General features: G+C 67.1%; 25 protein-coding genes. 14 read left to right on the top strand and 11 right to left on the bottom strand.

Annotated features, from left to right (window positions below):
• Positions 1 to 56: 56 nt before the first annotated feature.
• The 4 genes from N800_RS00870 to N800_RS00855 all read right to left on the bottom strand — a co-directional run bounded on the left by N800_RS00870 (position 57) and on the right by N800_RS00855 (position 6,422).
• Positions 57 to 593: an outer membrane beta-barrel protein gene (locus N800_RS00870; protein ID WP_036133645.1), complete on the bottom strand. Its 537-nt coding sequence runs from the start codon at positions 591 to 593 to the stop codon at positions 57 to 59.
• Between the two features lie 219 nt (positions 594 to 812).
• Positions 813 to 4,241 (bottom strand): SbcC/MukB-like Walker B domain-containing protein, encoded by a 3,429-nt coding sequence (locus tag N800_RS00865; protein ID WP_036133642.1) that lies wholly within the window; start codon positions 4,239 to 4,241, stop codon positions 813 to 815.
• Positions 4,228 to 4,986 carry a DUF4194 domain-containing protein gene (locus N800_RS00860; RefSeq protein WP_084087017.1) on the bottom strand — a complete coding sequence of 253 codons (759 nt, stop codon included), beginning with the start codon at positions 4,984 to 4,986 and terminating at the stop codon, positions 4,228 to 4,230. Before N800_RS00860 ends, N800_RS00865 begins: the two co-directional genes overlap by 14 nt.
• Complete coding sequence (locus N800_RS00855) at positions 4,983 to 6,422, bottom strand: Wadjet anti-phage system protein JetA family protein (protein ID WP_036133639.1); 1,440 nt, start codon at positions 6,420 to 6,422, stop codon at positions 4,983 to 4,985. The genes N800_RS00860 and N800_RS00855 overlap by 4 nt, the downstream gene beginning before the upstream one ends.
• Before the next feature lie 194 nt (positions 6,423 to 6,616).
• Between N800_RS00855 and N800_RS00850 the strand changes: the two genes are divergently transcribed.
• Positions 6,617 to 7,030: an HU family DNA-binding protein gene (locus N800_RS00850; protein ID WP_036133882.1), complete on the top strand. Its 414-nt coding sequence runs from the start codon at positions 6,617 to 6,619 to the stop codon at positions 7,028 to 7,030.
• Positions 7,031 to 7,118: 88 nt separating this feature from the next.
• On the opposite strand, the gene N800_RS00845 is transcribed toward N800_RS00850, so the two are convergent.
• From N800_RS00845 to N800_RS00825, 5 genes are all read right to left on the bottom strand, one after another.
• Positions 7,119 to 10,373, bottom strand: a complete 3,255-nt coding sequence (locus N800_RS00845; RefSeq protein WP_198032437.1) for an error-prone DNA polymerase — start codon at positions 10,371 to 10,373, stop codon at positions 7,119 to 7,121.
• The gene (locus tag N800_RS00840; protein ID WP_036133638.1) at positions 10,370 to 11,854 is read right to left on the bottom strand and encodes a Y-family DNA polymerase; all 1,485 of its coding nucleotides are present in this window, start codon (positions 11,852 to 11,854) and stop codon (positions 10,370 to 10,372) included. Before N800_RS00840 ends, N800_RS00845 begins: the two co-directional genes overlap by 4 nt.
• A gap of 12 nt (positions 11,855 to 11,866) precedes the next feature.
• Entirely contained in the window at positions 11,867 to 12,589 is a 723-nt protein-coding gene (locus N800_RS00835; RefSeq protein WP_036133878.1) for a DNA lesion error-prone repair protein ImuA, read from the bottom strand.
• Between the two features lie 2 nt (positions 12,590 to 12,591).
• Positions 12,592 to 13,209, bottom strand: a complete 618-nt coding sequence (gene lexA / locus N800_RS00830; RefSeq protein WP_036133636.1) for a transcriptional repressor LexA — start codon at positions 13,207 to 13,209, stop codon at positions 12,592 to 12,594.
• 99 nt (positions 13,210 to 13,308) lie between these two features.
• A complete protein-coding gene (locus N800_RS00825; protein ID WP_036133634.1) occupies positions 13,309 to 14,343 on the bottom strand; it encodes a glycerophosphodiester phosphodiesterase in 1,035 nt (344 codons plus the stop codon).
• Between the two features lie 105 nt (positions 14,344 to 14,448).
• On the opposite strand from N800_RS00825, the gene N800_RS00820 reads away from it, so the two are divergent.
• The gene (locus tag N800_RS00820; protein ID WP_036133631.1) at positions 14,449 to 15,249 is read left to right on the top strand and encodes a dioxygenase family protein; all 801 of its coding nucleotides are present in this window, start codon (positions 14,449 to 14,451) and stop codon (positions 15,247 to 15,249) included.
• Positions 15,250 to 15,259: 10 nt separating this feature from the next.
• Positions 15,260 to 15,946, top strand: coding sequence for an alpha/beta hydrolase (locus tag N800_RS00815; RefSeq protein ID WP_052107776.1), 687 nt, complete (start codon positions 15,260 to 15,262; stop codon positions 15,944 to 15,946).
• Between the two features lie 324 nt (positions 15,947 to 16,270).
• Here N800_RS00815 and N800_RS00810 read toward each other — a convergent pair whose 3' ends face one another.
• Entirely contained in the window at positions 16,271 to 16,960 is a 690-nt protein-coding gene (locus tag N800_RS00810) for a glutathione S-transferase family protein (RefSeq protein WP_036133625.1), read from the bottom strand.
• A 192-nt stretch (positions 16,961 to 17,152) separates the two neighbouring features.
• On the opposite strand from N800_RS00810, the gene N800_RS00805 reads away from it, so the two are divergent.
• From N800_RS00805 to N800_RS00770, 8 genes are all read left to right on the top strand, one after another.
• On the top strand, positions 17,153 to 17,860 hold the full coding sequence (locus N800_RS00805; protein WP_036133622.1) for a pirin family protein: 708 nt from the start codon (positions 17,153 to 17,155) through the stop codon (positions 17,858 to 17,860).
• Between the two features lie 13 nt (positions 17,861 to 17,873).
• A complete protein-coding gene (locus tag N800_RS00800; RefSeq protein WP_036133619.1) occupies positions 17,874 to 18,464 on the top strand; it encodes a cytochrome b in 591 nt (196 codons plus the stop codon).
• Positions 18,461 to 19,021, top strand: a complete 561-nt coding sequence (locus N800_RS00795; RefSeq protein ID WP_036133616.1) for a YceI family protein — start codon at positions 18,461 to 18,463, stop codon at positions 19,019 to 19,021. The genes N800_RS00800 and N800_RS00795 overlap by 4 nt, the downstream gene beginning before the upstream one ends.
• Positions 19,022 to 19,170: 149 nt before the next feature.
• A complete protein-coding gene (locus N800_RS00790; protein WP_036133613.1) occupies positions 19,171 to 19,743 on the top strand; it encodes an NADPH-dependent FMN reductase in 573 nt (190 codons plus the stop codon).
• 41 nt (positions 19,744 to 19,784) lie between these two features.
• On the top strand, positions 19,785 to 20,180 hold the full coding sequence (locus N800_RS00785; RefSeq protein ID WP_036133875.1) for an OsmC family protein: 396 nt from the start codon (positions 19,785 to 19,787) through the stop codon (positions 20,178 to 20,180).
• A gap of 6 nt (positions 20,181 to 20,186) precedes the next feature.
• Complete coding sequence (locus N800_RS00780; RefSeq protein ID WP_036133609.1) at positions 20,187 to 20,633, top strand: SRPBCC family protein; 447 nt, start codon at positions 20,187 to 20,189, stop codon at positions 20,631 to 20,633.
• Between the two features lie 128 nt (positions 20,634 to 20,761).
• A complete protein-coding gene (locus N800_RS00775) occupies positions 20,762 to 21,112 on the top strand; it encodes a YegP family protein (protein ID WP_036133873.1) in 351 nt (116 codons plus the stop codon).
• 117 nt (positions 21,113 to 21,229) lie between these two features.
• Positions 21,230 to 21,607, top strand: coding sequence for a nuclear transport factor 2 family protein (locus tag N800_RS00770; RefSeq protein ID WP_036133608.1), 378 nt, complete (start codon positions 21,230 to 21,232; stop codon positions 21,605 to 21,607).
• A 39-nt stretch (positions 21,608 to 21,646) separates the two neighbouring features.
• Here N800_RS00770 and N800_RS00765 read toward each other — a convergent pair whose 3' ends face one another.
• Positions 21,647 to 22,867, bottom strand: a complete 1,221-nt coding sequence (locus N800_RS00765; protein WP_036133871.1) for a c-type cytochrome — start codon at positions 22,865 to 22,867, stop codon at positions 21,647 to 21,649.
• Positions 22,868 to 23,142: 275 nt separating this feature from the next.
• Here N800_RS00765 and N800_RS00760 point away from each other — a divergent pair, with 275 nt between their 5' ends.
• The 3 genes from N800_RS00760 to N800_RS00750 all read left to right on the top strand — a co-directional run bounded on the left by N800_RS00760 (position 23,143) and on the right by N800_RS00750 (position 25,257).
• Positions 23,143 to 23,664, top strand: coding sequence for a DUF1993 domain-containing protein (locus N800_RS00760; protein ID WP_036133605.1), 522 nt, complete (start codon positions 23,143 to 23,145; stop codon positions 23,662 to 23,664).
• A gap of 203 nt (positions 23,665 to 23,867) precedes the next feature.
• Positions 23,868 to 24,215, top strand: coding sequence for an excalibur calcium-binding domain-containing protein (locus N800_RS16495; RefSeq protein ID WP_343122846.1), 348 nt, complete (start codon positions 23,868 to 23,870; stop codon positions 24,213 to 24,215).
• Between the two features lie 574 nt (positions 24,216 to 24,789).
• Positions 24,790 to 25,257, top strand: a complete 468-nt coding sequence (locus tag N800_RS00750) for a hypothetical protein (RefSeq protein ID WP_036133599.1) — start codon at positions 24,790 to 24,792, stop codon at positions 25,255 to 25,257.
• The last annotated feature ends 63 nt before the right edge of the window (positions 25,258 to 25,320 follow it).

The following is a 25,320-nucleotide window of genomic DNA, read 5'->3' as shown; positions in this document are numbered from 1 at the left end:
CGGCTGGATGAAGCCGCCCACCGGCTGCCGAGACGTGGCAGCCGGTGGGCGAAGCATCAGAAGCTGTAACGTACCTGCAACTGGGCCACGTCCAGGTCGATGTCCTCGACTTCGAAGCGGTTGTATTCGCCACGCAGCGAGACGGCGTCATTGATGCGGTACTGCACGCCGAGGCCGTAGGTCGGATCAGTGCCGCTGTCGTCCCGTGTGCCGGTTACGGCGGGCAGTTCGGTGTCGAGGTTCCAGCGGCTGAAGCCCGCCTTGGCGTAGGCCGAGAACTTGTCGGTGATCGGCACGATGCCGACGGCGGTGATGGACGCCGCGTCCGCTTCCAGGTCGCTGCCCAGCGCTTCCGGCTCGATCTTGCCGAAGTCGGTGTAGGCGCCTTCGACGGCGAAGTAGCGGTTGAACTGGTAGCCGCCGAACACCGAGAAGGCGGTGTCTTCATCGTCATAGCCGCGCTCGTCGACGAACGATTGGCCGACACCGGCACCGGCGTAGAAGCCCTTGTCTTCCGCGGCACTGGCGCCGAAGGCGCTGGCGCCGGCCAGCAGGGCGAGAAGGGAAGCGCTCAGGACCTTGTTCTTGCTCATCTCTGTGTCTCCTGATTCAGCCCGGCGATAAAAGGGGGGGAGGGAGCCGGTGCTGGGCGGCAGGCTTGGGCGAGATGCCCGGGGCCGCTGCCGCCGTGGGAGACAAGATAGGCGTTCTGGGCGGGATGTTAATGCTTCATTGCATCACTCATTGTTCCGCATAAGGAACAATAATGGCCTTGAAAATCGGGAGGCCGTCCTTGGCTTCGACCGCGTGAATCAGCTCACGTCCGCCTGCTCTGCGACGATCCGCTCAACCTCGCGCTCCAGCAACTCCGGGTGGATGGCGAACTGGTCGCTTTCCAGCAATTCGCGACCGGCTTCGCGCACGCGCACCTGTTCCACCTGCAGCATGCCCCCGTCGCGGAACAGTTCGATGTAGCTGTCGAGTACGCCGGTGAGCGTGCCCTGCGCGGTGTCGGGCGCGGCCAGCACCAACTGCAGGCCGAGTGAGCGCAGGTAGTGGGTGGTGGCGCGGGCGTTCTGCGCGTCGATCTTGTCGCCGAACTCGTCGAGCATGATCACGCCGATGCCGCCTGTTTGGCCTTCGGCCTTGCCGTAGGCCGCGGCGAGTGCGGCGCCGGCGATCACGTACAGCGGGGCGCGGTGCTCGCCACCGGAGCCGGAGCGCATGCGTTCGCTGAGCGTGCCGATCACGCGATCCTCCTGGCGGATGTCCACTTCGAAGTGGAAGAAGCGGCGGTAGTCGTCCAGCGGCGAGGGGCGGGCGGGGCCAGCCTGGTCTTCGATCAACTCGCGGAAGGCGGCGGGCACCTTGCCGGCGGTGCCGAACAGGTTGTCGCTTTCGCCCACTTCGGCGGCGCGCTTGATGAAAGCGTGCAGTTCGCGCAGTTCGGGCAGCACGTCGTAGCGGAAGCGGTAGCGCTCGTTGTTGGAGAACGCGGGGCTGCGCGAGAGGGTGCGGTTGAGCGTCTCGACCTGATGGCGCAGGCGGGTGAAGTTGTCGTACAGCGCCGAGGCCACGTTGGAGCGGAAGGTGCTGACGGCGGTGGTGTAGGCCTCTTCGGCGGCGGCCTGGTGTTCCACCAGCTCCGTGCCGCGCAGGTGGTCGATGTCCTTGCGCAGCAGCTTGTCGGCGGCGCGCCAGTCCTGCGGCTCCAGGTCGATGGGCAGGCCGTGGTCCTTGCCATACTGGCTCAGGCCGCGCCAAGCCTCGGGCAGCAGGTTGGCCAGTTCGTGGTCGGCGCCCTGGGCACGCTTGGCGCACAGGGTCAGGCGTTCGACCAGGTCCGGCTGCTTCTCGTCCAACTCGTCGCGGTGGCGTTCGACCAGGTTGGGATCGACGTCGGGATCGGCGAAGGCTTCGATGGCGGCGCGGGCGATGGCGTCGGTCTGGGTGTTGAGTTCGTCCAGCGCGGCGAGGGCGCGTTTGACGGCCTCCTCGTTGCGGGTGACGGCGCGCAGTTGGTCTTCCACCTGTTGGCGCAGCGTATCGACGCGGAGGCGGCAGGCCTCGGCATGCTCGGTGAGGCGCAGCAGGTCGGGGTTCGCGAAGGCGGCTTGGCTTTCGCGCAGGCGGTCGAGGCGATCAACGGCTTCGCGGTGCTCCAGAAGGCGCGTGTGCATGGAGCCGGCCACTTCGTCGGCGTTGCCGAGGCGCGCCAGGGCGGCGGCGCAATCGGCGACGGGGCGGGCCTGGCGCTGCAGGCGCTCGTGCTCGGCGATGGCAGCCTCGAGGTCGCCGCGCAGCAGGCGCTGGCGTTCGCGGTCGTTGGCGGCGCCAATGCGCAGCTCACCGGCGGCCGGCAGGCGCAGGCGCTCGACGCCACCGCCCTTGGCCAACAGGCCGTCGCGCGACAGGCCGTGCCGGCTCTGGACCACTTCGGCATCGGTGTCGACGCGGCGCACGTCGCCCAACTGGCGGCGCAGGTAGGCGAGTGCGTCGGCATCGTCGCCATCCAGCAGCGCGGCAACGGTGTCGGACGGCGGCGTCGCAGCAGCCTGACGGCGGGCATGGCTGGCGAGCGCGAGCTTGGCGCCGTACACCGCGCGGCTACCGTGCAGGCCGCGCACGAAGCGCACGGCGCGCTCCTCGTGCTCCGGCGGCACCAGCAGCGCTTCGACGTGGGTGCGCAGGTAGGCTTCGATGGCGGGCTGCCAGTCGCGGTCGGTGACCCGCACCAGATCGCAGACGGGTCGGGCGGGAATGCCCTCCTCCTGCAGGTAGTTGAGCAGGCGCAGTACGTCCGGGCGCAACTCGGCCTTGCCGGCGCCGAGGCGCTCGAGGTTGGCGCGCAGCGACTTCACCCTGTCGTGGGCGGCGTCGATGGCGTTGTGCTGGTCGCGGTCGTGGGCGGCGACGGCGCGCACCACGGGCTCGGCCAGGCGCAGCGCTTCGTGCAGGCGGGCGTGGAGGGCTTCGGGGTCGGCGGGGATGGCCGCATCGCCGTGGAGGGAGGCGAGGCTGTCGTACAGCGATTGCCACGGCGCGATGGCGGTCTGCAGCAGGCTGGCGTCGAGCGTGGGGAGTTGGAGCTTTGTCGCGGCCTGAAGCAGGTCGCGCACCAGTACGGCGTCGCGCATGAGCGACTTCTTCAGGCGCGCGAGTTCCTCCCGATCGCGGGTGGCGAGGCCGTCGAAGCTGGATTGCTCGTTGTGCCCCGGCGTGACCTGCAGGCGCGCCTTGGCCTCGTCCCACTCGGCTTCGGCGGTGCGCAGTCCGCTGCGGGCGCCGTCAAGGGCGCGTTGCGATTGCCGGGACTGGTCGTTGGCCGTTTGCAGGGCCTGTTCGGCGGCATCGACGGCTTCACCGTGGGCATCGCGGCGGTATTCGGCGGCGAGGGCGCGGTAGCTGCTGGCGCGGGTGGCCAGGCTGGCGACCTTGCGGTATTGCGCGTCCACCGCTTCGGCTTCGTCGATGCGGCGTGCGACCTGCTCGATGCGCTCCTTGATCTGGCGGAAGCCGTCCAGCAGGGCGCGGAAGCGGCCGATGTCGGTCGGACGCTCCTCGGCGACGAGGGTGCGGACGAACAGGTCCACGTCATCGACGCGCTGCAGGTTGAGGGCGTTGCGGAAGGCCTTGCGCCACGCGCCGGCATCCAGGTGCGCGGTGGGCGACGGGCGCAGCCGGTGCAGCAGTTCCTTGACGAAGCGGTCACTGCTGGCGTGCAGGTCCGCGGTGGTGCCGTGGTCCTTGCAACGGCGCGAGATCAGCTCGCGGAATCTGGCCCATTCCAGCGGCAGTTCGTGGCCGTCGACCTGTTCCAGATGGTCGTCCAAGGCAAGGTCGACGTGCGGGAGCAGGTAGAGGCCGTTGACGCGGTGGTCGGGCTCGTCCGCCGAGGCGCCCAACGCGATGCCCGCGGTGAGCGGCTCGCCCGTGGCTTCGTCGCGGAACACCAGGCTGATGTAGGTGGTGGCGGTGCGGCGGGCGCGCCCGTCGTCGCCGGTGCGGTACACGCCCAGGCAGTAGTCGCGGATGGTGCGGGCGCGGTGGTTGCCACCGGCCTGCGCGTTGAAGCGGATCTGGTTGCGGTCGCCGCCCAGCAGCACGATCTGCAGGGCGTCGAGCAGGGCGCTCTTGCCTGCGCCGTTGGGGGCGATGACGGCGGTGGTGCGATCCAGCTCCAGGGTCTGGGCCTGGAACAGGAAGAACTGGACGAGGTGGACGCGCTCAAGCAGGAACATGCGAGGCATCTCCGTCGGTCAGGGAATGGGTGGCTGGACCGGCGGGGTCGCCCGCTGGGATCGCAACGCCGGAGCTATCCGCATCCGGGAACGCCGAATCGGTGCCGATGTCGGTATCCAGGTCATCGCCGGTTGGGTCGACGTCGGTTTCCGATTCGCCATCATCGAGATTGTGCTGGTCGAGGCGCTGCAACCATTGCGGGCCGATGATCTCGACGATGGCCGGACGGACAACGATGCGGAACGGCTGCAGGTCGCCGGGTTCGCATTCCTCCTCGCGGCACAGCGCCCAGCGGCGGGCGGTGCGCAGCAGGTCGCGCAGGGTGCCGATCTCGGGCATGGGGCGGCCGGTCAGCGCGGGCCAGGCTTCCTGCAGGTCGGGCAGTTCGACGGTGACTTCGCCGTGTTCTTCCACTTCGCCGCGGCGCATGGCCTGGTCGTAACGCTGGCGCAGCACCAGGGCGAGCAGGGTCTCGTTGAGCGATACGGCCACGCCCTCGGCATGCGCGGGCAGCGCGACGATGTAACGGAAGTGGGCGTTGCGTTCCAGCCGGATGCCCAGCGGTTCCAGTGCGGACGTGAAGTCGCCCAGCCAGGTTTCCACCAGGTGGTAGGCGTTGCGCGAGCGACGGTCGCTGGCATACAGCACCTGTTCGGTGACGAGGCGGTAAGCGGCGCGCTCGAAGTCCTGCGGGGTGTAGGTGCCGCCGGTTTGCTGGCTCAGGAGGGCCCAGGATCGTTTCATGCAGCGTGTCTCGTGCGGCGCAGGGTGAAGCGCGGGGTGTCGAGGTGGTCGTTAGCGGTGCGGGCACGGGCATCGAGCTCAACGTCGAAGCCGCGCAGCATCCGCCGCAAGGGGTCATCGCGGCGCATGCCGCCGTTGCGGTGGCCGCGCAGGGCGAGCGTGCTCAGCACCTGGTAGGCGCGCAGGTCGGCGATGCTGTCGATGGCCAGTTCGTCGGAGCTGACGCGCTCACGACCGCCGAGGTGGCGGTTCACGTAGCGCGACAGGTCTTCCGGCAGCACCTGGCGCACGCGCTTCATCTGCCGCAGCAGGTGCATGCGGGCCAGCTGCTCCGGCGTTGGCGGCGTGGTGACGTTGGCGGTGCGCGGGATCGGGCGGGAGCGGTTGCGCGGGGCGCGCAGGCGCGTGTCATCCAGCAACGGCCCCGGCGCGACGGGAAGGCGCAGTTCGTGTTCCGGGGCGGCGAGGGCGCCGCGGCAGGCGCGCTGCAGCAGCACGTCGAAACGATCCGGAGCGCGCAACCGGTAGTCGAGGAAGGCGAGGGCGCGGCGGTTGGCCTGGCGGATGTCCTCGTCCAGGCGCTCCAGGTACTCGGCGATGCGGTCGAGTTCCCGCAGGCGGCGCAGGCTGCGCTCCAGGCGTCCCGCCGCGCGTTCGGCATCGTGGCCGGGCGTTCGCTCCTGGTACCAGTGGAGCAGGCGCCCGCGATGGTCGGAGTGTTCGATGTCGCGCACCAGCGCCAGCACCGCGGTGCGGCGGGCCAGCGGGTGGTCGGCATTGTGCAGGTGCGCGTAATCGCCGATGAACAGCTCGGTGACGTAGCGCTCGAACAACTGGCGGGCGAACTGCGCGGTGCTGCCGGCCTTGATCAGCTCGGGCATGAGGTCGCGTACGCGCACGCTGATGGCCGCGACGTGCGACAGCAGGCCGCGGGTCTGGTCGGCGGCCTCATCCAGTGCATCACCACCGGCGTCGTGTTCCACCACCTGGCGCAGCAGCAGTTCCACGGAACGGATCTTGGCGCCAAGGAACGCGGGGCCGCGCTCGGCGAAGTCCCACAGTGTCCCCAGCAGCAGGCTGACCGGTTGCGTCATGGAGGCCATCTCGCGCACGCCCACGCGTTCCTGACGCAGCCAACCGGCGGCGCGCAGCCGCTCGTAGATGGCGTTGGCGCGCACGGTCAACGGGGTGTCGGGCGACTCGCCTTCGTCGTCGTCCCAGGGGTCGTCGCTGAGCAACCAGCGTTCGATGGCGGCGGTGAGTTCGCGGCGCGGGTAGCCGTCGCTGGGCGGCAGGGGCGCGTCGGGACCGAAGTACTCCGCGTACAGGCGGCCGAGGATGCTCCAGTAATGGAGCCGGTTGGGCGAGGCCAGCGGGCCGAAGAGGCCGTCGGGCAGATGGGCGAACAGTGCGGGCGTTGGGTCTGAGCCGCTCAATCCGGCCTTCCTCGGGGGCATCGTGGTGCCCAAATCATATGCCAGCAGGGTGCCGCACCCCGCCTTCGGCGAAAAAAACCGCAAAAAATCCCTCCGGACGACTTGGCGGCGCGCAATTGTTGCCCTACATTCGCAGTGCCAAGGGGTTACTGGCACCAAACAACCTGTTTTTTCCGAGTCCCATGGGGAACAAGATGGCAACGAAGAAGAAAGCTGCTGCTCCGAAGAAGGCTGCCGCCAAGAAGCCGGCCGCCAAGAAGGCTGCACCGAAGGCCGCCGCCAAGGCTGCACCGAAGTCGATCAAGGAAGTGCTGAGCAAGTCGCAGCTGGTCGCCCACCTGTCCGAGGCGACGGGCGTGATTGCGAAGGACGTGCGCCAGATCCTGAGCTCGCTCGAAGAGGTCGTGGCTGCCTCCGTCAACAAGAAGGGCGCGGGTGCGTTCACCCTGCCGGGCCTGCTGAAGATCACCGTGGTGAAGGTGCCGGCCAAGCCGAAGCGCAAGGGCATCAACCCGTTCACCAAGGAAGAACAGTGGTTCGCCGCCAAGCCGGCCACCGTCAAGGTGAAGGTGCGTCCGCTGAAGAAGCTGAAGGACGCCGCGGCCTGATGACCGCTGGAAAGGGCCGGTTTTCCGGGCCTTTCCGAATCCGCGAAACGGCTGCTTCGAAAGGGGCGGCCGTTTTCGTTTGTGACGCTTAGTGGAAGTCGCGCGAACCGCCTGTGGCCAGCGTGCCCAGCAGTTCGCTGGCGTTCTCCATCCGCTCGGCAATCAGGTGCTGCACGCCGTCCTGGCGCTCCAGTCGGCCTTCGACCACCAGCAACTGCGACTCCAGGAACACGCGACGCTGGCGTTCGGCCAGGTGCCGCCAGACCACCACGTTGATGGTGCCGTCCTCGTCTTCCAGTGACACGAAGGTGACGCCGCTGGCGGTGGCGGGGCGCTGGCGCAGCGTGACCAGTCCCGCGGTGCGCACGCGTCGGCCGTGGGGCAGCGCCTCCAGCTCGGATGATCGCTTGCAGCGTCGTGCGGTGAGCGCCTTGCGGATCATCGCCAGCGGGTGGCGGCCCAGCGTAGTGCCGGTGGTGGCGTAGTCCAGCGCCATGTCTTCGCCGGCGGTGGGCATGGGCAGGGCAATGGCACGCTCCGGCGTGGGCGCGGCGTCGGCAAACAGCGGCAGTTGCGGCTCGACGCCGGCGATGGCCCAGCGGGCGCGGTGGCGGTGCCCGACCAGCGCCTTGAGCGCGCCGGCATCGGCCAGCAGGCTGCGGTGGCGCTCGTCCAGGGCGGCGCGGCGGCACAGGTCATCCACGTCGGCGAAGGCGCGACGCAGGCGGGCAGCGTGCAACTGGTGCGCGGCGCTTTCGGAGAAGCCCTGCACCATGCGCAACCCCAGCCGGATGGCGGGAAACTCCAGCGTGCAATCCCACTCGCTGTAGCGCACATCCACCGGCAACACGCGGATGCGATGGCGTCGCGCGTCCTGCAGCAACTGGTCGGCGCTGTAGAAACCCATCGGCAGGCTGTTGATCAGGCTGCAGGTGAACGCCGCACCTTCATGGCACTTGAGCCAGCTGCTGGCATAGCTGAGCAGGGCGAAGCTGGCGGCATGTGATTCGGGAAAACCGTATTCGCCGAATCCCTTGATCTGGCTGAAGATGCGCTCGGCGTATTCCAGCGAAAAACCGTTGCGCAGCAGGCCTGCTGTGAGCTTCTCGCGATGCGGCTCGAGGCCGCCGCGGCGCTGCCATGCGGCCATGTCGCGGCGCAGCTTGTCGGCTTCGCCGCCGGTGTAGTCTGCGCCGACGATGGCCAGTTGCATCACCTGTTCCTGGAACAACGGCACGCCCAAGGTGCGCGCAAACACCTTCTCCAGCTTCGGCGGGTAGTCGATGGGCTCCTGCCCGTTACGTCGGCGCAGGTAAGGGTGCACCATGTCGCCCTGGATCGGCCCCGGGCGCACGATGGCCACTTCGATCACCAGGTCGTAGAAACACTGTGGCCGCAACCGCGGCAGCATCGCCATCTGCGCGCGCGACTCGATCTGGAAAACGCCGACGGTGTCGCCGCGGGAGATCATGTCGTACGTGGCCTTGTCCTCGGCAGGAAGGGTGGCCAGGGTGTAGTCGCCGCGGTCGTGCCGGCGCAGCAGGTCCAGCGTCTTGCGGATGGCGGTGAGCATGCCCAACGCGAGGCAGTCCACCTTCATCAGCTTCATCGTGTCCAGGTCGTTCTTGTCCCACTGGATGACGGTGCGGTCGTCCATGGCGGCGTTTTCCACCGGCACCAACGTGCTCAGCGGGTGCTCCGAAATGACGAAACCGCCGGGGTGCTGCGACAGGTGGCGGGGAAAGTCGATCAACTCCGTGGTCAGGACGATGACCCGCTGCATCAACGGTGAATCGGGGTCGAAGCCGCGTTCACGCAAGTACTCGGGGATGGGCGCGTGGCCACCCCAGCGATCCATGGTGGCGGCCAGTTCGTTGACCTGGTCGGGCGGCAGGCCCAGCACCTTGGCCACGTCGCGGATGGCGCTGCGACCGCGGTAGCTGATGGCGACGGCGGTGAGTGCGGCGCGTTCGCGACCGTAGCGCTGGAACACGTACTGCAGCACTTCCTCGCGGCGTTCGTGTTCGAAGTCGATGTCGATGTCGGGCGGCTCGTTGCGCTCCGCCGAGATGAAGCGCTCGATCAGCATGCTGCCACGCACCGGGTCGATGGCCGTCACGCCCAAGGCATAGCAGACCACCGAGTTGGCCGCCGAGCCCCGTCCCTGGCACAGGATGCCGCGGCTGCGCGCGAAACGGACGATGTCATGCACCGTGAGGAAATACGATTCGTACTTGAGCTTGGCGATCAGCGCCAGTTCGTATTCGATCTTGTCGATGGTTTCCTGGTCAGGACCATCGGGCCACCTTCCAGGGATGCCATCGGTGACCAGCTGGCGCAGCCATGACGTGGGCGTTTCGCCTTCGGGCACCAGTTCGCGCGGGTACTCGTAGCGCAACTGGCTCATCTGGAACGTGCAGCGTTCGGCGATGCGCAGGGTCTCGCGCAGCAGTTCGGGTGGGTAGGTGGCGGCGAGTGCCTCGCGCGTGCGCAGGTGGCGTTCGCCATTGGGGAACAGGTGGGCGCCGGCCTCGGTCAGCGTGCAACGGTGGCGGATGGCGGTGAGCGTGTCCTGCAGGGCGCGGCGGCGGCGCACGTGCATGTGCACGTCGCCGGTGGCCACGGGGGGGAGACCACAGCGCTTGGCGAGATCCAGCAGCTGTTGCAGGCGCGTGGCGTCGTTGGGGCCGTGGTGCAGCTCCACCGCCAGCCAGACGCGGTCGGGGAAACAGGTGCGCAGCCAAGTGGCCGTGTCCGGTGTGATATCGCTGGATACGGGCTCGGCGGATGTCGCGTCAACGGCGGAGAGCGCTACGGGGGCGTCGGTAGTACTCCCACCCGCGGACACGCGGAGCGCAGGTGCGCCGCCAGCGTGCAGATCGCACTCATCCGGCACCCACAGCGCGAGCAATCCGTCCAGGCCAGGGCGATCGAAATCCTCGCGCAGCAGTCGGTACTCACCCTTGGGCGCACGTCGGCGTGCGGCGGTGATGAGCCCGCACAGCGCGGTGTAACCGGCCTGCGTGGCCACCAACAGCACCAGTTTGGGGCCGCCTTCCACCCGCATCTCGCTGCCCACGATCAAGGGCAGGCCGGTCTCCTGCGAAGCCTCGAACGCACGCACGATGCCGGCCAGGGAGCATTCGTCGGTGATGGCCAGTGCGCTGTAGCCCTGTTCCCGCGCGCGCACGAACAACTCCGTCGCCACCGAGGCTCCGCGCTGGAAGCTGAAGGCCGACAGGCAGTGCAGTTCGACATAATCGGGCCAGGCGTGCGTCTGGATCCTCTGCAGGGCGAGATCGGCAGTGAAGTGGGTGGGTGATGGCAGCAGGTGCGGTGTCATGCAAACCAGCCATGCAGCGTCCAGGGCCCATGCGCGCCCGCCGGGCACCATGCCCAGGCCTGCTGGCCCTGTGCGGTTTCGACGAGGTAATAGTCACGACGGGCCTCTTCGTCGTCCCACCAGCCCGATTCGATGCGTTCGGGGCCGGCGAGCAGGCGCAGGCCGTTGTCGGGCAACGGCTGCGGCTCGGGTAACAGCCAGCCAGGCCGGAGATGCGGACATGAATCCATGTAGGACACTGCCGTGGTCGAGGCGGCGGGGAGAGGCGTGCGCGGCCGCCCTGCAGCGGGCGCTTTCGCCGCCATCGCAACGTCACCGTCCAACCGCCGCCACGCGCGTTCGGGCCGGTGGTCGGCCTGCACGGCCAGGCCATGCACGGCGCCATCGCCCAAGCGGGCACGCAGGCGTTCGCGCAGTTGCAGCCAGGGCACGGCCTGTTGCGGTCGCGGGTCGAAGAGGTCGCGGCGGGCAGGCACGAACGGGGGCAACTCACGCGCCAGCAGGCGCAGGCCTCGAACGGGTGCGGGCACGCGCGCCTGCTCCAGGCGTCCGCGCGCCAGTTCAAACAGCACCGCTGCTTCGCGCTCGGCGGTCAGCAGCCCGACCACGACCTCGCTGTCGGGGCGCCGATCGTGCTCCAGCCGCAGCACGAAGCGTTGCACGCCACCGTCGCGCCCGGCGAGGAACGCGGCCAGGTCTGCGGTGAGGCGACGCAGCGGAAACAGCAACGCCTGGTTGGACTCGACCTCCTGCTCCAGCTCGATGCGCGCATCGAAACGGTCGGGCGGCCGGTAATGGCGCAAGGGAGCGTCCTGCAGGCCGCGCAACGTGTCCAGCCAAGGCAGCAGGTCCTTGGTGAAGCGTCGCGCCAGCCCGTCGCGGGGCAGGGCGAACACCTGCTGCAACCGGCGCAGCCCCATGCGCGAGAAGGCGGTGGCCACGGCGGGATCCAGACCGGCGCGATCGAGGGAAATGCGACCCAGTCCGGCGACCAGGCCTTCTTCGTCCAACGCCAACCCATCGCCCACGTTGGCCAGCACGCGGGCGGCCTGCGGGTTGGGTGCGACGGTGATGCGGTGGCGGATGCCGAGTGCGCGCAGTTCCTCGCGCAGGCGGGCTTCAAAACGCGGCCATGGGCCGAACAGCTTCAGGCTCCCACCCACCTCCAGCACGATGGCGTGCGGCAGGTCGGTGCTGACCTGCGAGCTGAAGCCATAGGCCCATGCGGCCAGCAGCCGGCGCAGGCGCTCGGTGGCTTCGGGGTCATGCTCGACGGTGACGAAGCCGGTGCACAGCGCCTGCGCCGCGGCCCAGCCCATGCCTGCGCGTAGGCCCAAGGCCTTGGCCGCTGGGTTCACCGCATGCAGCACGCGCCGCTGCATCGGCCCGGTGACCAATGCCAGCGGTTCGTGCGGGGCGGGGTGGCGACGGAGGACGCCATCCAGCGCCAGTTGCGGCAGCAGCAGACAAGCCCAGTGCATATGCGCCTCGCATCAATGCGCGGCGCGCAAGGGAATGGGGTGCGCCGGGACGGCACCGCCGCGGCACTTGAGCACGTGCACACGGGGCGGCACGCCCTCTGACGACCCGCCTTGCAGCAGCAGACGCAGCGCCGCCGGCGACGGATTGCGCGCCGCCTGTGGATCACGGAAGGCGAAGCCCAGGCATTGCCCGGTTTCGGCGGCCACCTGCAGGCGGCGCAGGGCGCGGTCGTTGGCGCCCGAAGGCCAGCACAGCACCGCCGCGCAGGCGGCCGAGCGCAGGCACTGCTCGGCGGCCCACAGCGCATCGCGGCCGTCGCAGCGCACAACCTGCAGGTTGGGCAGGTACACGCCCGCCGCCTGCCAAGCGGGTGCATAGGGCAACCACGGCGGCGCGATCACCGCGATGACACGCCCGTCTGCCGCTTGCAGGAAGCTTGCGGCCTGGCGCTTGCCGGATGCCTTGCCAGTCGCATGGCCCAACGCTGCAGCGCTTTCTCCGCTTGCCGGCGCCGACAGCCGCGCCAGCGTGGGCCATAGCAATTGCAACTCGCCCACGCCCGGTGCGGGCACCAGCAGCTCGCTCAACGCTGCCTCCGGCCAGCCACCGGTGGGCAGCGCCGCATCCAGCTCGGCATGGCCGGTGGGGCACGTGGACGAGGGAGGCGCATGCGATTGCCCGCGCCAGACACGGCGGGCATCCAACAGGGCTTCCAGGGGCATCACCGTGCCCACGCTCACCCCCGGCGCACCAGGCCGCAGTAGATGCCTTCAATGGCGAAGTCGGCGCCGCGCGGCACCTCGATGGGGGTGTAGTCGGGGTTGCGCGGCAGCAGCCGCAGGTGTCCGGTGCGCATTTCCAGCCGTTTGATAGTGATCTCGCCGTCGATCCGCGCCACCACCACCTGGCCGTTGCGGGCCTCATTGGTGCGGTGCACGGCCACCAGGTCGCCATCGAAGATGCCGTCCTCGCGCATCGAGTCGCCCTTCACCCGCAGCAGGTAGTCAGGGGTGGGGGAGAACAACACCCGGTCGAGCAGGATCTCCGCGTCGCTGCCGATGTCGGCGCCGATGGGCGTGCCCGCGGCCACCTGGCCCAATACCGGCAGGCGCAGCTGCTCGGGGCGACCACGACGGTGTGGGCGCCGTTCCACCAACCGGATGCCTCGCGCCTGGCCGGGCACGCGCTCGATGGCACCGGCATCTTCCAGTGCCTTGAGGTGGTAGCTGGCCGACTTGTTCTGGCGGAAGCCGAAGGCGGCGGCGATCTCCAACTGGCTAGGCGGCACGCCATCGGCCTCCACCCGCTGGCGGATGAAGTCGAGGATGGCGCGTTGGGTGTCGGTCAGGCTCATGTGACTAATATTAGTCATAACCGGGCGCGATGGGGTGAACGAGGGCAGGGCCAGACCAGCTTGCCGACCGACGGTCTCACCGGCCGCGACGGCGACGGATCAGCGGTCGTCCACGGCCCTTCGGCCCAACCTCGGGTCATCGGTGAAAAAGCCGTCGATGCCCGCCTCCAGACAAGCTCGGATCTCGGCGATCGAACCTTCGGGATTAAGGGTGCGCGGATCCTCGCCCCGCCACAGCGCAGGCGGCAGGAAGTGGTTCTCAGGGCGGAAGGTGTAAGGCTGTACCTGCAGACCGACGGCATGGGCGTCGCGAACGAGCGCAGTCGGCGTCCCCAACGCGCCCTCCGTCGTGACGGGAATGACCAGGCGCGACGGGGGGCCTAGCACCTGCGCATACTCCGCGACCGCCCGCAGACCCTGGGGCCCCATCATCTGGCCGTAGCTCAGGCGACACCCCTCGTCTTCGACCTGGTCGGCAGGGCACCTGTCCGGCGCCCCCAGCAATTGCAGCAGGCGTATATTCGGGCGCCCTGCAAGGCGTTCGCCCAGATAGCGCAGGTTGCCAACCTCGAACGACTGGATCACCACCGGTGCGCTGCGCGTGTAGGCATGCGCCCCCAGCCGCTCCAGCACGCGGTCTTCCATGGCCAAACCAAGGCGCCGGAAATGGCTGGGGTGCTTGATCTCGGGAATCAGGCCAATGCTGCGTCCCGCGCGCTCCGACTCGCTGGCGAGCAGCGCGATCACTTCGTCCAGCGTCGCGATCGGGTAGCGGCCGTCATGGGCGGTGGAACGCAACGCGGGAAAACGCTCGCGGACGCGCAACGTTTTCAGCTCGTCAAGGGTGAAGTCTTCGGTGAACCAGCCTTCCACCGTGTGGCCGTCGATGACCTGTCGGCGGCGGCGGGAGGTGAACTCCGCATGCGATGCCACGTCGGTGGTGGCGCTGAGCTCACTCTCGTGGCGTGCCACCAGTACACCGTCACGTGTGATGACCAGATCCGGCTCGATGTAGTCCGCGCCATCGGCGATCGCCTGTGCATACGCCCCCAGCGTGTGCTCCGGTCGCAGCGCGCTGGCGCCGCGGTGGGCGATCACGACCGGAGTGGCCGATGGCGGGGCTATTGAAGTCATCGGTGGAACGTTACGTCATCCGAAGCCGCATTTGTCGCGCAGCTACGCGCTCCTACACTGACTACAACGGTCCGCTCCATGCGGGCCATCTGTCGAGGATGCCCCATGACCACCGCCCCGTCCCTGTTCGTGTCCCACGGCTCGCCGATGTTCGCCGTCGAGCCCGGCCTGCTGGGGCCGCGCCTGAGCGCGCTGGGTCAGTCGCTGCAAGGGGTGCGCGCCGTGCTGGTGGTATCGCCGCACTGGCAGACGCGTGGCGTGCGGGTGATGGCCAGCGCTCGCCCAGAGACCATCCACGATTTCGGCGGATTTCCGCCGGTGTTGTACACACTGCGGTATGACGTGGACGGCGCCCCGGACCTGGCGGCACAGGCGGTGAAGCTGCTGGCCGAGGGCGGCTTCGAGGCCTCGATCGACCCCCAGCGCGGATTGGACCATGGCGCATGGGTGCCGATGCGACACCTGCGGCCGCAGGGTGATCTGCCTGTCTTCCAGGTGTCGCTGCCGCATGACATCGATGCGGCCGGCGCTTTGCGGTTGGGCGCCGCGCTGGCGCCGCTGCGCGAACAGGGCGTACTCATCATCGGCTCGGGCAGCATGACCCACAACCTGTACGAGTTCCGCCAGCACATCCAGGACCCCGAGTACGCGCAGCAATTTGCCGATTGGGTGCAGTCGGCCGTTGTACGCCATGACGTGGGTGGCCTGGTGGATTACCGGCGCCGCGCCCCGCATGCGCAACGCGCCCATCCCACCGAGGAGCATTACCTGCCGCTGCTGGTGGCACTGGGCGCGAGTCGCGCCGACGACGCAGCGGAGTTCATCGAGGGCGGCATGACCTACGGCGTGCTGTCGATGGATTCCTACCTGTGGTCGGGCACAGCGGTGTCCGCGACGGCACAGTGAGGGAGCCACGATGACGATGGGCGAACTGATGCGCGATGCAACCACGGGACTGGCGTGGCGGGTGGCGGAACCCGCGCCCACCGCGCCGACCTCGCTGCTGGTCCTGCTGCACGGTGTGGGCGGCAATGAAGCGCAACTGGCCGATTTGGCCCGAACCGCCGGGCCGGATGTGCTGGTGGTGTTGCCGCAGGGACGGCTAGTGCTTGGCCCCGGGCAATTCGGCTGGTTCCGGGTTGCGTTCACGCCCACCGGGCCGCAGATCACGCCGGAGGAAGCCGAGGCCAGCCGCATCGCACTGACCCAGTGGATTGGAACACTGCAACGCCAGCATGGGGTTGCTCCATCGCGTACCGTGGTCGCGGGGTTCAGCCAAGGAGGCATCATGAGCGCCAGCGTGGCATTGACTGCGCCGGAGAGCGTGGCCGGCTTCGGCGTACTCGCTGGCCGTATCCTGCCCGAGTTGGAGGCTGCGGTCGCGCCGGCCGAGCGGCTTCGGGCGCTTCGCGGCTTCATCGGCCACGGCATCCACGACAGCAAGCTGCCCGTCACGTGGGCAGAGCGCGCGGATGCGTGGCTCACACAACTGGGCGTGCCCCACACCACGCGGCTGTACCCCGTGGATCACACCCTCAGTGCCGGCATGCGCGCTGATTTCGAAGCCTGGTACCGCCCGTTGCTGGCAGCAGCTTCGGCATAACCCCACGTCCGTTCGAACATGCAAGCGCAGAATGCGACCCATTGCACAAGTGCGGCCGACGTTGCCACGCGCACTGCACACGCTGTGACCCGCATCGCAGACATCCTGCAATTGCAGGCGTTTGATTGCCGCAGGGGGAACAGGGGGCCGGCATCATGAGTACGCACAGAACCCATCGGAGCGACCGGGTGGAGCGCATATTGCGCAGCCTGTTGGGGGTGGCGCTGGTGACGGCCGTGGTGTGGGCGTGGATGAATGGTGGGCCGGCAAACCCTTCGGGGTTCGCCGGTCACCTCAGGCCTTGAACACGTTGCCCGACGCTGATCAGTCGGCCAGGCTGCGCAGGTCGCTGACGATGCGGCCCGCATCGCGCATCTCCTGCTCATGCGCCTCGTCGCGCCACGTTTCGGCCAGCGCCGCGTCGTACCACGCCTTCATGGCCGGCAGGGCCAGCAGACGCGACGCGTAGTCCAGCGCCGGCTGCGACAGCGGCAACGTGTAAGTCTGGATACGGAACGCCACCGGCGCGAAGAACGCATCCACCGCGGTGAAGTCCGGACCCGCCAGGAACGGGCCGCCGAAACGCGTCAGCCCTTCGTTCCACAACGCATCGATCCGCGCCAGATCGGCCAGCGTGGCCGGCGAGATGCTGTCCAGCGCCACGCGCACACCGCAACTCATGGAGCACTGCGTCCGCAGACTGCGAAACCCCGCATGCATCTCCGCCGCCGCGCAGCGGGCCCAGGCGCGGGCCACGCTGTCCACCGGCCACACCGTGGGATGGCTCTCGGCCAGGTATTCAGTGATGGCCAGGGAATCCCACACCGAGCGTCCTCCGTGGATCAGGCAGGGCACCTGGCCGCTGGGCGAGAACGACCGGAACGGGTTCGGCGCGCCGGCGGCGGCAAAAGGGGTCAACGATTCTTCAAACGGAATGCCCAGCACCTGCATCAACACCCAGGGGCGCAGCGACCACGACGAGTAGTTCTTGTTGGCGATGTGCAATCGGTACATGCGGGGGGTCCGTAAGGCTGGAATGCGGCCAGTATGGCGTGCCCTCCGGCGGCGCGGACATAGCCTTTTGAATAATCGCAAATTCGGAACAATGGGTGCCACTGCACTGGATTTATCCCGCATTCGACATCATCGACACTGCACTCCGTCAGGCGAAGCACACGTTTCGCCCACCCCATACGGAGGTCCGCCATGATCACCCTGCGCCCCGCCAACGAACGCGGCCACGCCAACCACGGTTGGCTGGATTCGTGGCACAGCTTCTCTTTTGCCGGTTACCACGACCCGCACCACGTGCACTGGGGCCCGCTGCGCGTCATCAACGAGGACCGCGTGCAGGCGGGACAGGGTTTCGGCACCCATCCGCACCAGGACATGGAGATCATCAGTTACGTGCTGGACGGCGCGCTGGCCCACCGCGACTCCATGGGCAACGGTGCGACCATCGTGCCCGGCGAAGTGCAGCGTATGAGCGCCGGCACCGGCATCACCCACTCCGAGTACAACCACGACCAGCAGGGCACGACCCATTTCCTGCAGATCTGGATCATTCCCTCGGTGCGCGGCATCAAGCCCGGCTACGAGCAGAAGGCCTATCCCGAAGCGGAGAAGCGCGGACGCCTGCGGCTGGTGGCCAGCCCCGATGGCAGCGACGGTTCAGTGACCATCCACCAGGATGCGCGCATGTATGCCGGCCTGTTCGACGCGGGCGAGAGCGCCACGCTGGACCTGGCTCAGGGTCGCCTCGCGTATGTGTTCGTGGCGCGCGGCAAGGCCGTGGTCAACGGTCACGCGGTCTCGGCCGGCGATGCGCTGCTGTTCGCGGATGAGAGTCGCGTCGAAGTGGAGCAGGGCACCGGCGCCGAGCTGCTGGCGTTCGACTTGCCGCGCCTGCAGTGATTCGGAGCTGACGATGGACCTGAAGAACCGCTCCGATCGATGGGGTGCTGTCAGCCAAGTGCTGCACTGGGCGATCCTGGTGTTGCTGGTGTGGATCGCGTGGTTGGGGTTGGGCATGGTCGACATGCCCAACACCCCCGCCAAAATCGGCACCTATGCGCTGCACAAGTCACTGGGGCTCACGTTGTTGGCGCTGGTCGCGGCGCGGTTGGCCTGGCGGCTGTATGCCGGCGCACCGTCGCCGGTGGTCGGCACGCCGCGCTGGCAGGCACGCATCGCCTCGCTGACGCACGTGGCGTTGTATGGGCTGATGTTCGCCATCCCCCTCAGTGGCTGGCTGTTCAACTCCGCTTCGGGCTACCCGCTGCAATGGTTCAAGCGGTTCAACCTTCCGGCCCTGTCCGGGCGCGACCAAGGTTTGGCCGATGTCGCCGCCGGCATCCACGAATACGGCTTCTGGCTGCTGGTGGCGCTGGTCGCACTGCATGCCGCCGCCGCCCTTTACCACCATGTCGCCCAGCGCGATGACACGCTCACCCGGATGCTGCCCGCGTTGCCGCGCCGCAGGTCGACCGCCCCTTCCGAATCGGAGTCCCTGACATGACCTTCAAGCCTTTTCTGTTGTCCTTGACCGTCGGCGCCGCGTTGACGGTCGCCGCGTCCGCCAATGCCGCCGACTACGTGCAGGCCTCCGGCGCGCTCAGCTTTGCCAGCCAGTACCAGGGCGAAGTATTCACCGGGCAGTTCCCGGGCTTCCGCACCACGCTCAGCTTCGACCCGGCCTCCCCAAAGGCCGCCAAACTCGACGTCCTCATTCCGTTGGCCGGCGCCAGCACCAAGAACAGCGAGCGTGACAGCACGCTGCAGAGTTCGGACTTTTTCAGCGTAGGCAAGTTCGCGCAGGCCCGTTACACCGCCAACGGTTTCCGCAGCCTGGGTGGCAACAAGTACGCCGCCGATGGCACGCTGACCCTGCGCGGGGTCAGCCGTCCGGCCACGCTGACTTTCACCTGGACGCCGGGCGCCAAGCCGGTACTGACCGGCAAGGCGACCGTGAAGCGACTGGACTTCGGCGTGGGCGGCGGTGACTGGGCCGACACCAGCGTCATTCCCAACGAGGTGGCTATCTCGACGCGGGTCACCTTCGCACCCAAGTCCTGAGTTCCGCCCGGCATCGCGACAACGCCGTCGGTCACGGACCGGCGGCGTTATCCGAGGCGGGTTACCGTCCACGCCCGGAAGTTCACGGCGGCGTAACCGCGGCGGCCGCCACACTGTGCGTCCCTTCACCACCGCGTGCAGGTGGCTGTATGTCCCACTACAAGGTCGGATACCTGATCGGCAGCCTGGCCAAGGGCTCGATCAACCGGCAACTGGCCAACGCGCTGATCCGGCTGGCGCCCAAGGAGTTGGAGTTCCACGAGATTTCCTTCAAGGACCTGCCGCTCTACAGCTACGACTACGACGCCGACTACCCGCCCGAGGGCAAGGCATTCAAGCAGGCCATCGAGGATTCCGATGCCGTGCTGTTCGTGACGCCCGAGTACAACCGCTCCATTCCAGGTGGCCTGAAGAATGCCATCGACTGGGCCAGCCGACCGTGGGGCACCAACTCCTTCGCGCGTAAACCGTCGGGGGTGATTGGCACCTCGCCCGGCGCCATCGGCACTGCGATCGCGCAGCAGCAGCTACGCAGCGTGCTGAGCTTCTGCAACTCGCCGCAGATGAATGCCCCCGAGGCCTATATCCAGTTCAAGCCCGGCCTGATCACGCCCGAGGGAGAGGTTACCGACGCTTCGACAGAGGAATTCCTGCGCAATTACATGTCAGAGTTCCACCAATTCGCGCGCCGGGTGCTGACGGTGCTGCCGCGCAAGGGGTAAGGTCGGCCTTTGTCCCGGGGAGCCCCACCATCATGCGTCCCATTGCCAAAGCGAGCATCGTGTCGACGGGCGTCGACTATGCCCACCGCATCCGTGCCGGTCACCACGAACTGGTGACCGACGAACCGCCGGCGCTGGGCGGGCAGGGCACGGGGCCGGCACCGTTCGACCTGTACCTGGCCTCGCTGTCTGCCTGCACGGCCATCACCCTGCGCATGTATGCCCAGCGCAAGGGGTGGGACCTCGGCGAGTTCCGCGCCGAGCTGAAGCTCTCGGCGGATGACGATGGCCGGATGCACATCCACCGGAGCCTCCACTCGGACCAGCCACTTACCGACGAGCAATGGCAGCGCCTGTTGGAGATCGTCGCCAACACGCCGGTCACCAAGGTCATGCGCGAGGGTGCGGTGATCACCAGCGAACGTGCAGGGGAGTAACAAACGATGGAAGCGAACACCATCCAGTTGCATCGTGTACTGCGGGCGCCGCCGGACCGTATTTACCGGGCCTTCCTGACGCCCGAAGCCATGGCGAAATGGCTGCCACCGCACGGTTTCACCGGCACGGTGCACCACATGGATGCACGCGTGGTCGGCAGCTATCGGATGTCCTTCACCAATTTCAGCACTGGCAGCAGCCACTCGTTTGGTGGCGAGTACCTGGAGCTGGTGCCCAACGCGCGCATCCGGCACACCGATCGCTTCGATGACCCCAACTTGCCGGGCGAGATGGTGGTGACGATCACGCTGACGCCGGTGTCGTGCGGGACGGACATCGCCATTACCCAGGAAGGCGTGCCTGCGGCGATCCCGGTCGAGGCGTGCTACCTGGGCTGGCAGGAGTCCCTCGCGCTGCTGGCGCAGCTGGTCGAGGCGAACATTCCCGACTGACGCCGGGAGTAGCCGCCGTCGCGTTGCAGTCACTGCGAAATATTGGACACAGCGCACGCCATTGGCCGTACTCCGTGCGGAAGATGGCTGTGGTAGCTTCCAGCCACACCACCGCAAAGGAGCTGTCCATGGCAGGCAAGTTCGTACTCAAGACCGCGACCAACGGCGAAACCTACTTCCGGCTGCAGGCCGGCAATGGCCAGGTCATCCTGAAGAGCGAGATGTACAAGACCAAGGCGTCGGCGCTGGCCGGCGTCGAGTCGGTGAAGAACAACGCTGCGAGCGACGCGCGGTACGAGCGCAAGGATGCCGCGGGCGGCCAGTTCATGTTCAACCTCAAGGCGACCAACGGCCAGGTCATTGGCACCAGCGAGCTCTACAAGACCGAAGCCTCACGCGATGCGGGTATCGAATCGGTCAAGAACCACGCGCCCAGTGCAACCAGCGACGATCAGACGGCACCGAGCCATTCCGCATAAGGGTTTCCTGTCGCCTGAGCGGTCACTCAGGCATGCCGGGGCGCCGGCCCGCTGCCGGCGCCTTTATAGTGGTGGATCATTGAACGCCGTCGCCAACGGCGACAGCCGGGGCGACCCATGACCAGCAACAAGGCACTCATCCAGCAATACCTGGCGGCGTACACCGCCTTCGACGTCCCGGGCATGCTCTCGTTGGTGGCGCCCGACGTGGTGTTCGAGAACTACACCAGTGACCAGCTCACCGCCTCGGCGCAGGGCATCCAGCAGTTTCGCGCGCTGGCCGAGCAGTCGTGCGGCTTGTTTGCCGAGCGCGAGCACCAGTTAACCGCGTTACGCGAATGGCCCGAACGCGCTGTCGCCGGCATCGCGTTCCGCGGCGTGTTGGCGGTGGATATTCCCGGCGGGCCGAAAGCCGGTAGCGTGATCGAACTGGATGGCAAATCGGAGTTCGAGTTCCGCGATGGATGCATCACCCGGATCGTGGACCGAAGCTGAGCCGACCCGCCAGCACATCGACGGGTCGGCTTCCACCCTTCACAACGTCTTCAGGAACTCCACCAGGTCCTGCTGCTGCAGCGTGTCCAGGCCCAACCCGCGAACACGGTCGTAATGGCTCACCACGTCCGCCAGTGTCGCGGCACTGCCGTCATGGAAGTAGGGAGCGTGGTATTGCAGGCCCCGCAACGGCGTAGTGCGATAGGCCCCGGTAACCGTGCGCGCCGCGTACGCGCCGTCCATGCCGGTTTCTGCGGGGTCATGCAGCACGCCACGGTTGTTATCGGTGCCATCCACGCCCATGTGACAACCCATGCAGTTGCGCGCAAACATTGTCCGCCCGCGGTTGGCCGCAGCTGCGTCATAACTGCCCGGAGCCGGCTCCGGGGCCAGCAGGCTCTTCTGGTACACCAGTAGCGGTGCCAGCTTCGGAGTGACCAGATCGGGGGCATGGGTGATCTCGATGCCCAGGCGCGGATCTGAGAAGTTGCCCTGGCCACCCATCTGGGTCACCGCCACATAAGCGTTCCAGTAGGAGATCGGGCCATCGGCGGTGTAGGTCTCGTTCTTGACGTGGGCCAGGCCGTAGATGGGCGGAAGCGCCAGCGGCGTATTGAGTCCGTCGATGTTGTAGCGTGGGTCGTACTTGCCCGGACCCCAGCTGCGGTATACCGCCTTCTGGGCATCGGTAAGCACGGGCGACAGCGCAATGATGGTGCCCACGTCCAGGTCGCGGTTGGCCCAGCCGTCCAACCGCCGGCCGACCCCGGGCGCGACCGAATCGTCCACCGTGGAATGGCACAGAGCGCAAGTCACGCCCAGGCGGGTTATGTGGTTCTCATTGTCCACGGTGGCCTGCAATCCAACCACCGCATTCAGGCGCAGCAGCGCCACGGTGGTGGCGGGATCGCTGAGATCGACGCTGCCCAGCATGCCTGGGGGCAAGGCATCCGCATCCACCTTCAGCCCCACGCTCAGCGCAGTGATGGGGTCTACCGCGGCCTCGACGACTTCATGCAGCCGGAGGCGATCGGTCCATATCTGTTCGTCGCCGAAGGTGTCGAAGCGGAAGATCCGCTGGCCCTCCGCAAGATGGGCGGGCGTGGGGGTGGCATTTTGCGCGAGGGCCGATTCGGCGGCCGCGGCGCTGCCGTTGGCCTGCAGGCCTGCATAGGCGAGAGCGACGAGGGCGAAGCCGATAGGCGCGCAGATTCCCAGGTGTTTCAGCGGGCGCCAGCGCACACGGGACGGGCGATTCATGGCGGACTCCTTGGTGTCGGGTACTTCGACGCTGCCCCCGACGGCAGCCCGCGTCAAAGCATTCATGTGCAAAGTCCGCCCGGTGGGCTGGGGAGCGCGAACCCAAGCTGCGCGCGTTGACGTGATGTCCCAGCCTGACCGCGTACGGCCGCTTGGGGGCTTCCGTACCAAGCACTGGATGCCAACCGCGTGGACGCGTCACACTGGGTGCCGCTTCGCCCGTGGTCACTGCCCGGGGCGCGGTGCTTATTCCCTATCCACGGAACCGGAACCCCATGGCCAACCACGATATTGCCGAACTGCAACGCGTCTTCCTGACCCGACTGGATGCCCTCGACCACATTCTGGATGTTGGCCAGAAGCACCTGCCCGATTTCGACGCGACCCTGCAGGAGCGCCTTGCACCGGACATGTTCCCCTTGGGCGGACAGATCGCGCTGGCGTGCAACCAGCCGCGCGGCTTTGCCCAATGGTGCGTCGGTCAACCCATCGAAAACCTCAAGCCGGATATCGCCACCTTGGCGCAGGCACGCGAGGCCATCGAGCAGGCCAAGCGCATGGTGTCGGCCATCGGCGTGGACGACGCCAAGCTGGACGAAACCAAGCGGATTGGCCTGGGCCCGGGCCGCTACTGCGAGTTGCCGGCGCGTCAGTACGTCAGCGAGTACCTGCTACCCAACCTGTATTTCCACATCACCACCGCATACGCAATCCTGCGCAAGCTGGGCGTCCCCGTAGGGAAGGCCGATTTTATGGCGTTCATGGCGCCGTATGTGCGGCAGGATCAAGTGGCTTGAGCGAGGCGACCCTGCCAGCAGCCCACTTGGGCAAACGAGGACGGAGGGCTGAATGAGCGCTCCGTCCTTCCGCTGGGACGGAACATCCTGGTGTTGGCTTGGCCACATTGGTCGGCGTGCATTCGGTGGGCTGGCTGACGTGGTGGGCTGACTGAGGATTTTTCTCAGTAGAAGCCCCACGGTTGCGCGCACAGTAGCCGGGCATGAGGATGATCGAACCCGTGATGATCGCAGCGTTGACGGCATGCGTCGGAGTTGCTTTCGCGCACGGCGGCGGTTTGAACAAGGACGGCTGCCACACCAATCGCAAGACCGGTGACTACCACTGCCATGGCGGTGGCGCCGAGTGGGGTGCAGTGCCGGCAAGCACCAACCGGTTCGCACCCGACAGAACGCCGACGAGACGGGCACCTGTTCCCGGCATGTTCGCCAACTGCGCCGAAGCTCGGGCAGCGGGTGCAGCGCCAGTGCGGCGAGGCGATCCCGGGTATGGCCCCCACTTGGACAGAGACAATGATGGGGTAGGGTGCGGGCCATACCGGCGTCGTTAGCGACGACGTTGTCCGGCAGAAGTGGGTGGATAACCGATATCACCGTGCATTTGCCTGATAGCACGGCGATGATCGCTACACCGTCAAAACTCATTGATAAGTTGCTGATACGAGTAAGAATATGTCGAGTTATCTGCCAGCCCAGTGAGCTCGGCCGTGTGGTGTTTTCGTCCCGAAACGGGATCTAATTAGCGTTTAGTGCATTGGGGACCCTGTGCTAGAAGCGGTTGACCTTATCCGTCCGGTACTTTGGGTAGTGCGTGCACTTTGGTGGCTGGGTTGGGAGTTCATGGTGCGGACCGTTGGCTGGTCCATAGGCTGGGCGGTGTGGCGCACTCTGACGCTTGGCCGCTTTCCTGACACTGGCTTCCGTGACCTCGACGAGACCTCGGATTGGGCGAGCATTCTGGTCGAGCTGACCGGCTTGGCTGTGCTTGCCGGCGTCATTTGGCTGCTCTCCCGCCATGCTCCAATGTGGTGAAGGGGCAGAGTTCATTCAAGCCGAAGCCGCTGCGCGGCTCGGCTTAGTTCAGGCGTTAGCTGCCGCTATCACCATCTCTAATAGGAGTAATCAATGCGTGCGTCCCTGGGTCTAACCGCTCTTCTTCTCCTTTCGCTCGCCTCGTTGAACCCGGGCCCTGTACATGCTGGCGTCTATGGTGACGACCTGGCTAAGTGCCTCGTTGAGCGGACTAGTGATGGAGATAAGGTTCTCCTTGCGCAATGGATCTTTACGGTCATCTCAGTTCATCCGAGCGCTGCTTCGCTAGGCGAGGTTAGTGATGCCGACCGGGCGAAAGTTGCAAAGCAAGCCGGAAAGGTTTTCGAAACGCTTCTGACAGACTCTTGCAAGGAACAGACTGTCAAGGCTGTCAAATACGAGGGCGCGGACACGCTCGGCAGTAGCTTCAAGGTGCTAGGCGAGATCGCCATGACCACGCTGCTCGCAGACCAGAATGTTGCTGCCGAATCGCAGAACTTCATCAAGTACGTCGACGAAGCTAAGATCAAGGCAGCCCTTAGCGGGACTTCCGGCGACTAACAATTCAATCAAGCCGAAGCCGCTTCGCGGCTCGGCTTAGTTCAGGCGTTAGACCCCGCGTTA

The sequence above is a fragment of the Lysobacter daejeonensis GH1-9 genome (assembly GCF_000768355.1).
In the GTDB taxonomy this organism is placed as follows: Bacteria; Pseudomonadota; Gammaproteobacteria; order Xanthomonadales; family Xanthomonadaceae; genus Aerolutibacter; species Aerolutibacter daejeonensis.
This window is presented reverse-complemented; position numbering and strand designations above follow the sequence as displayed.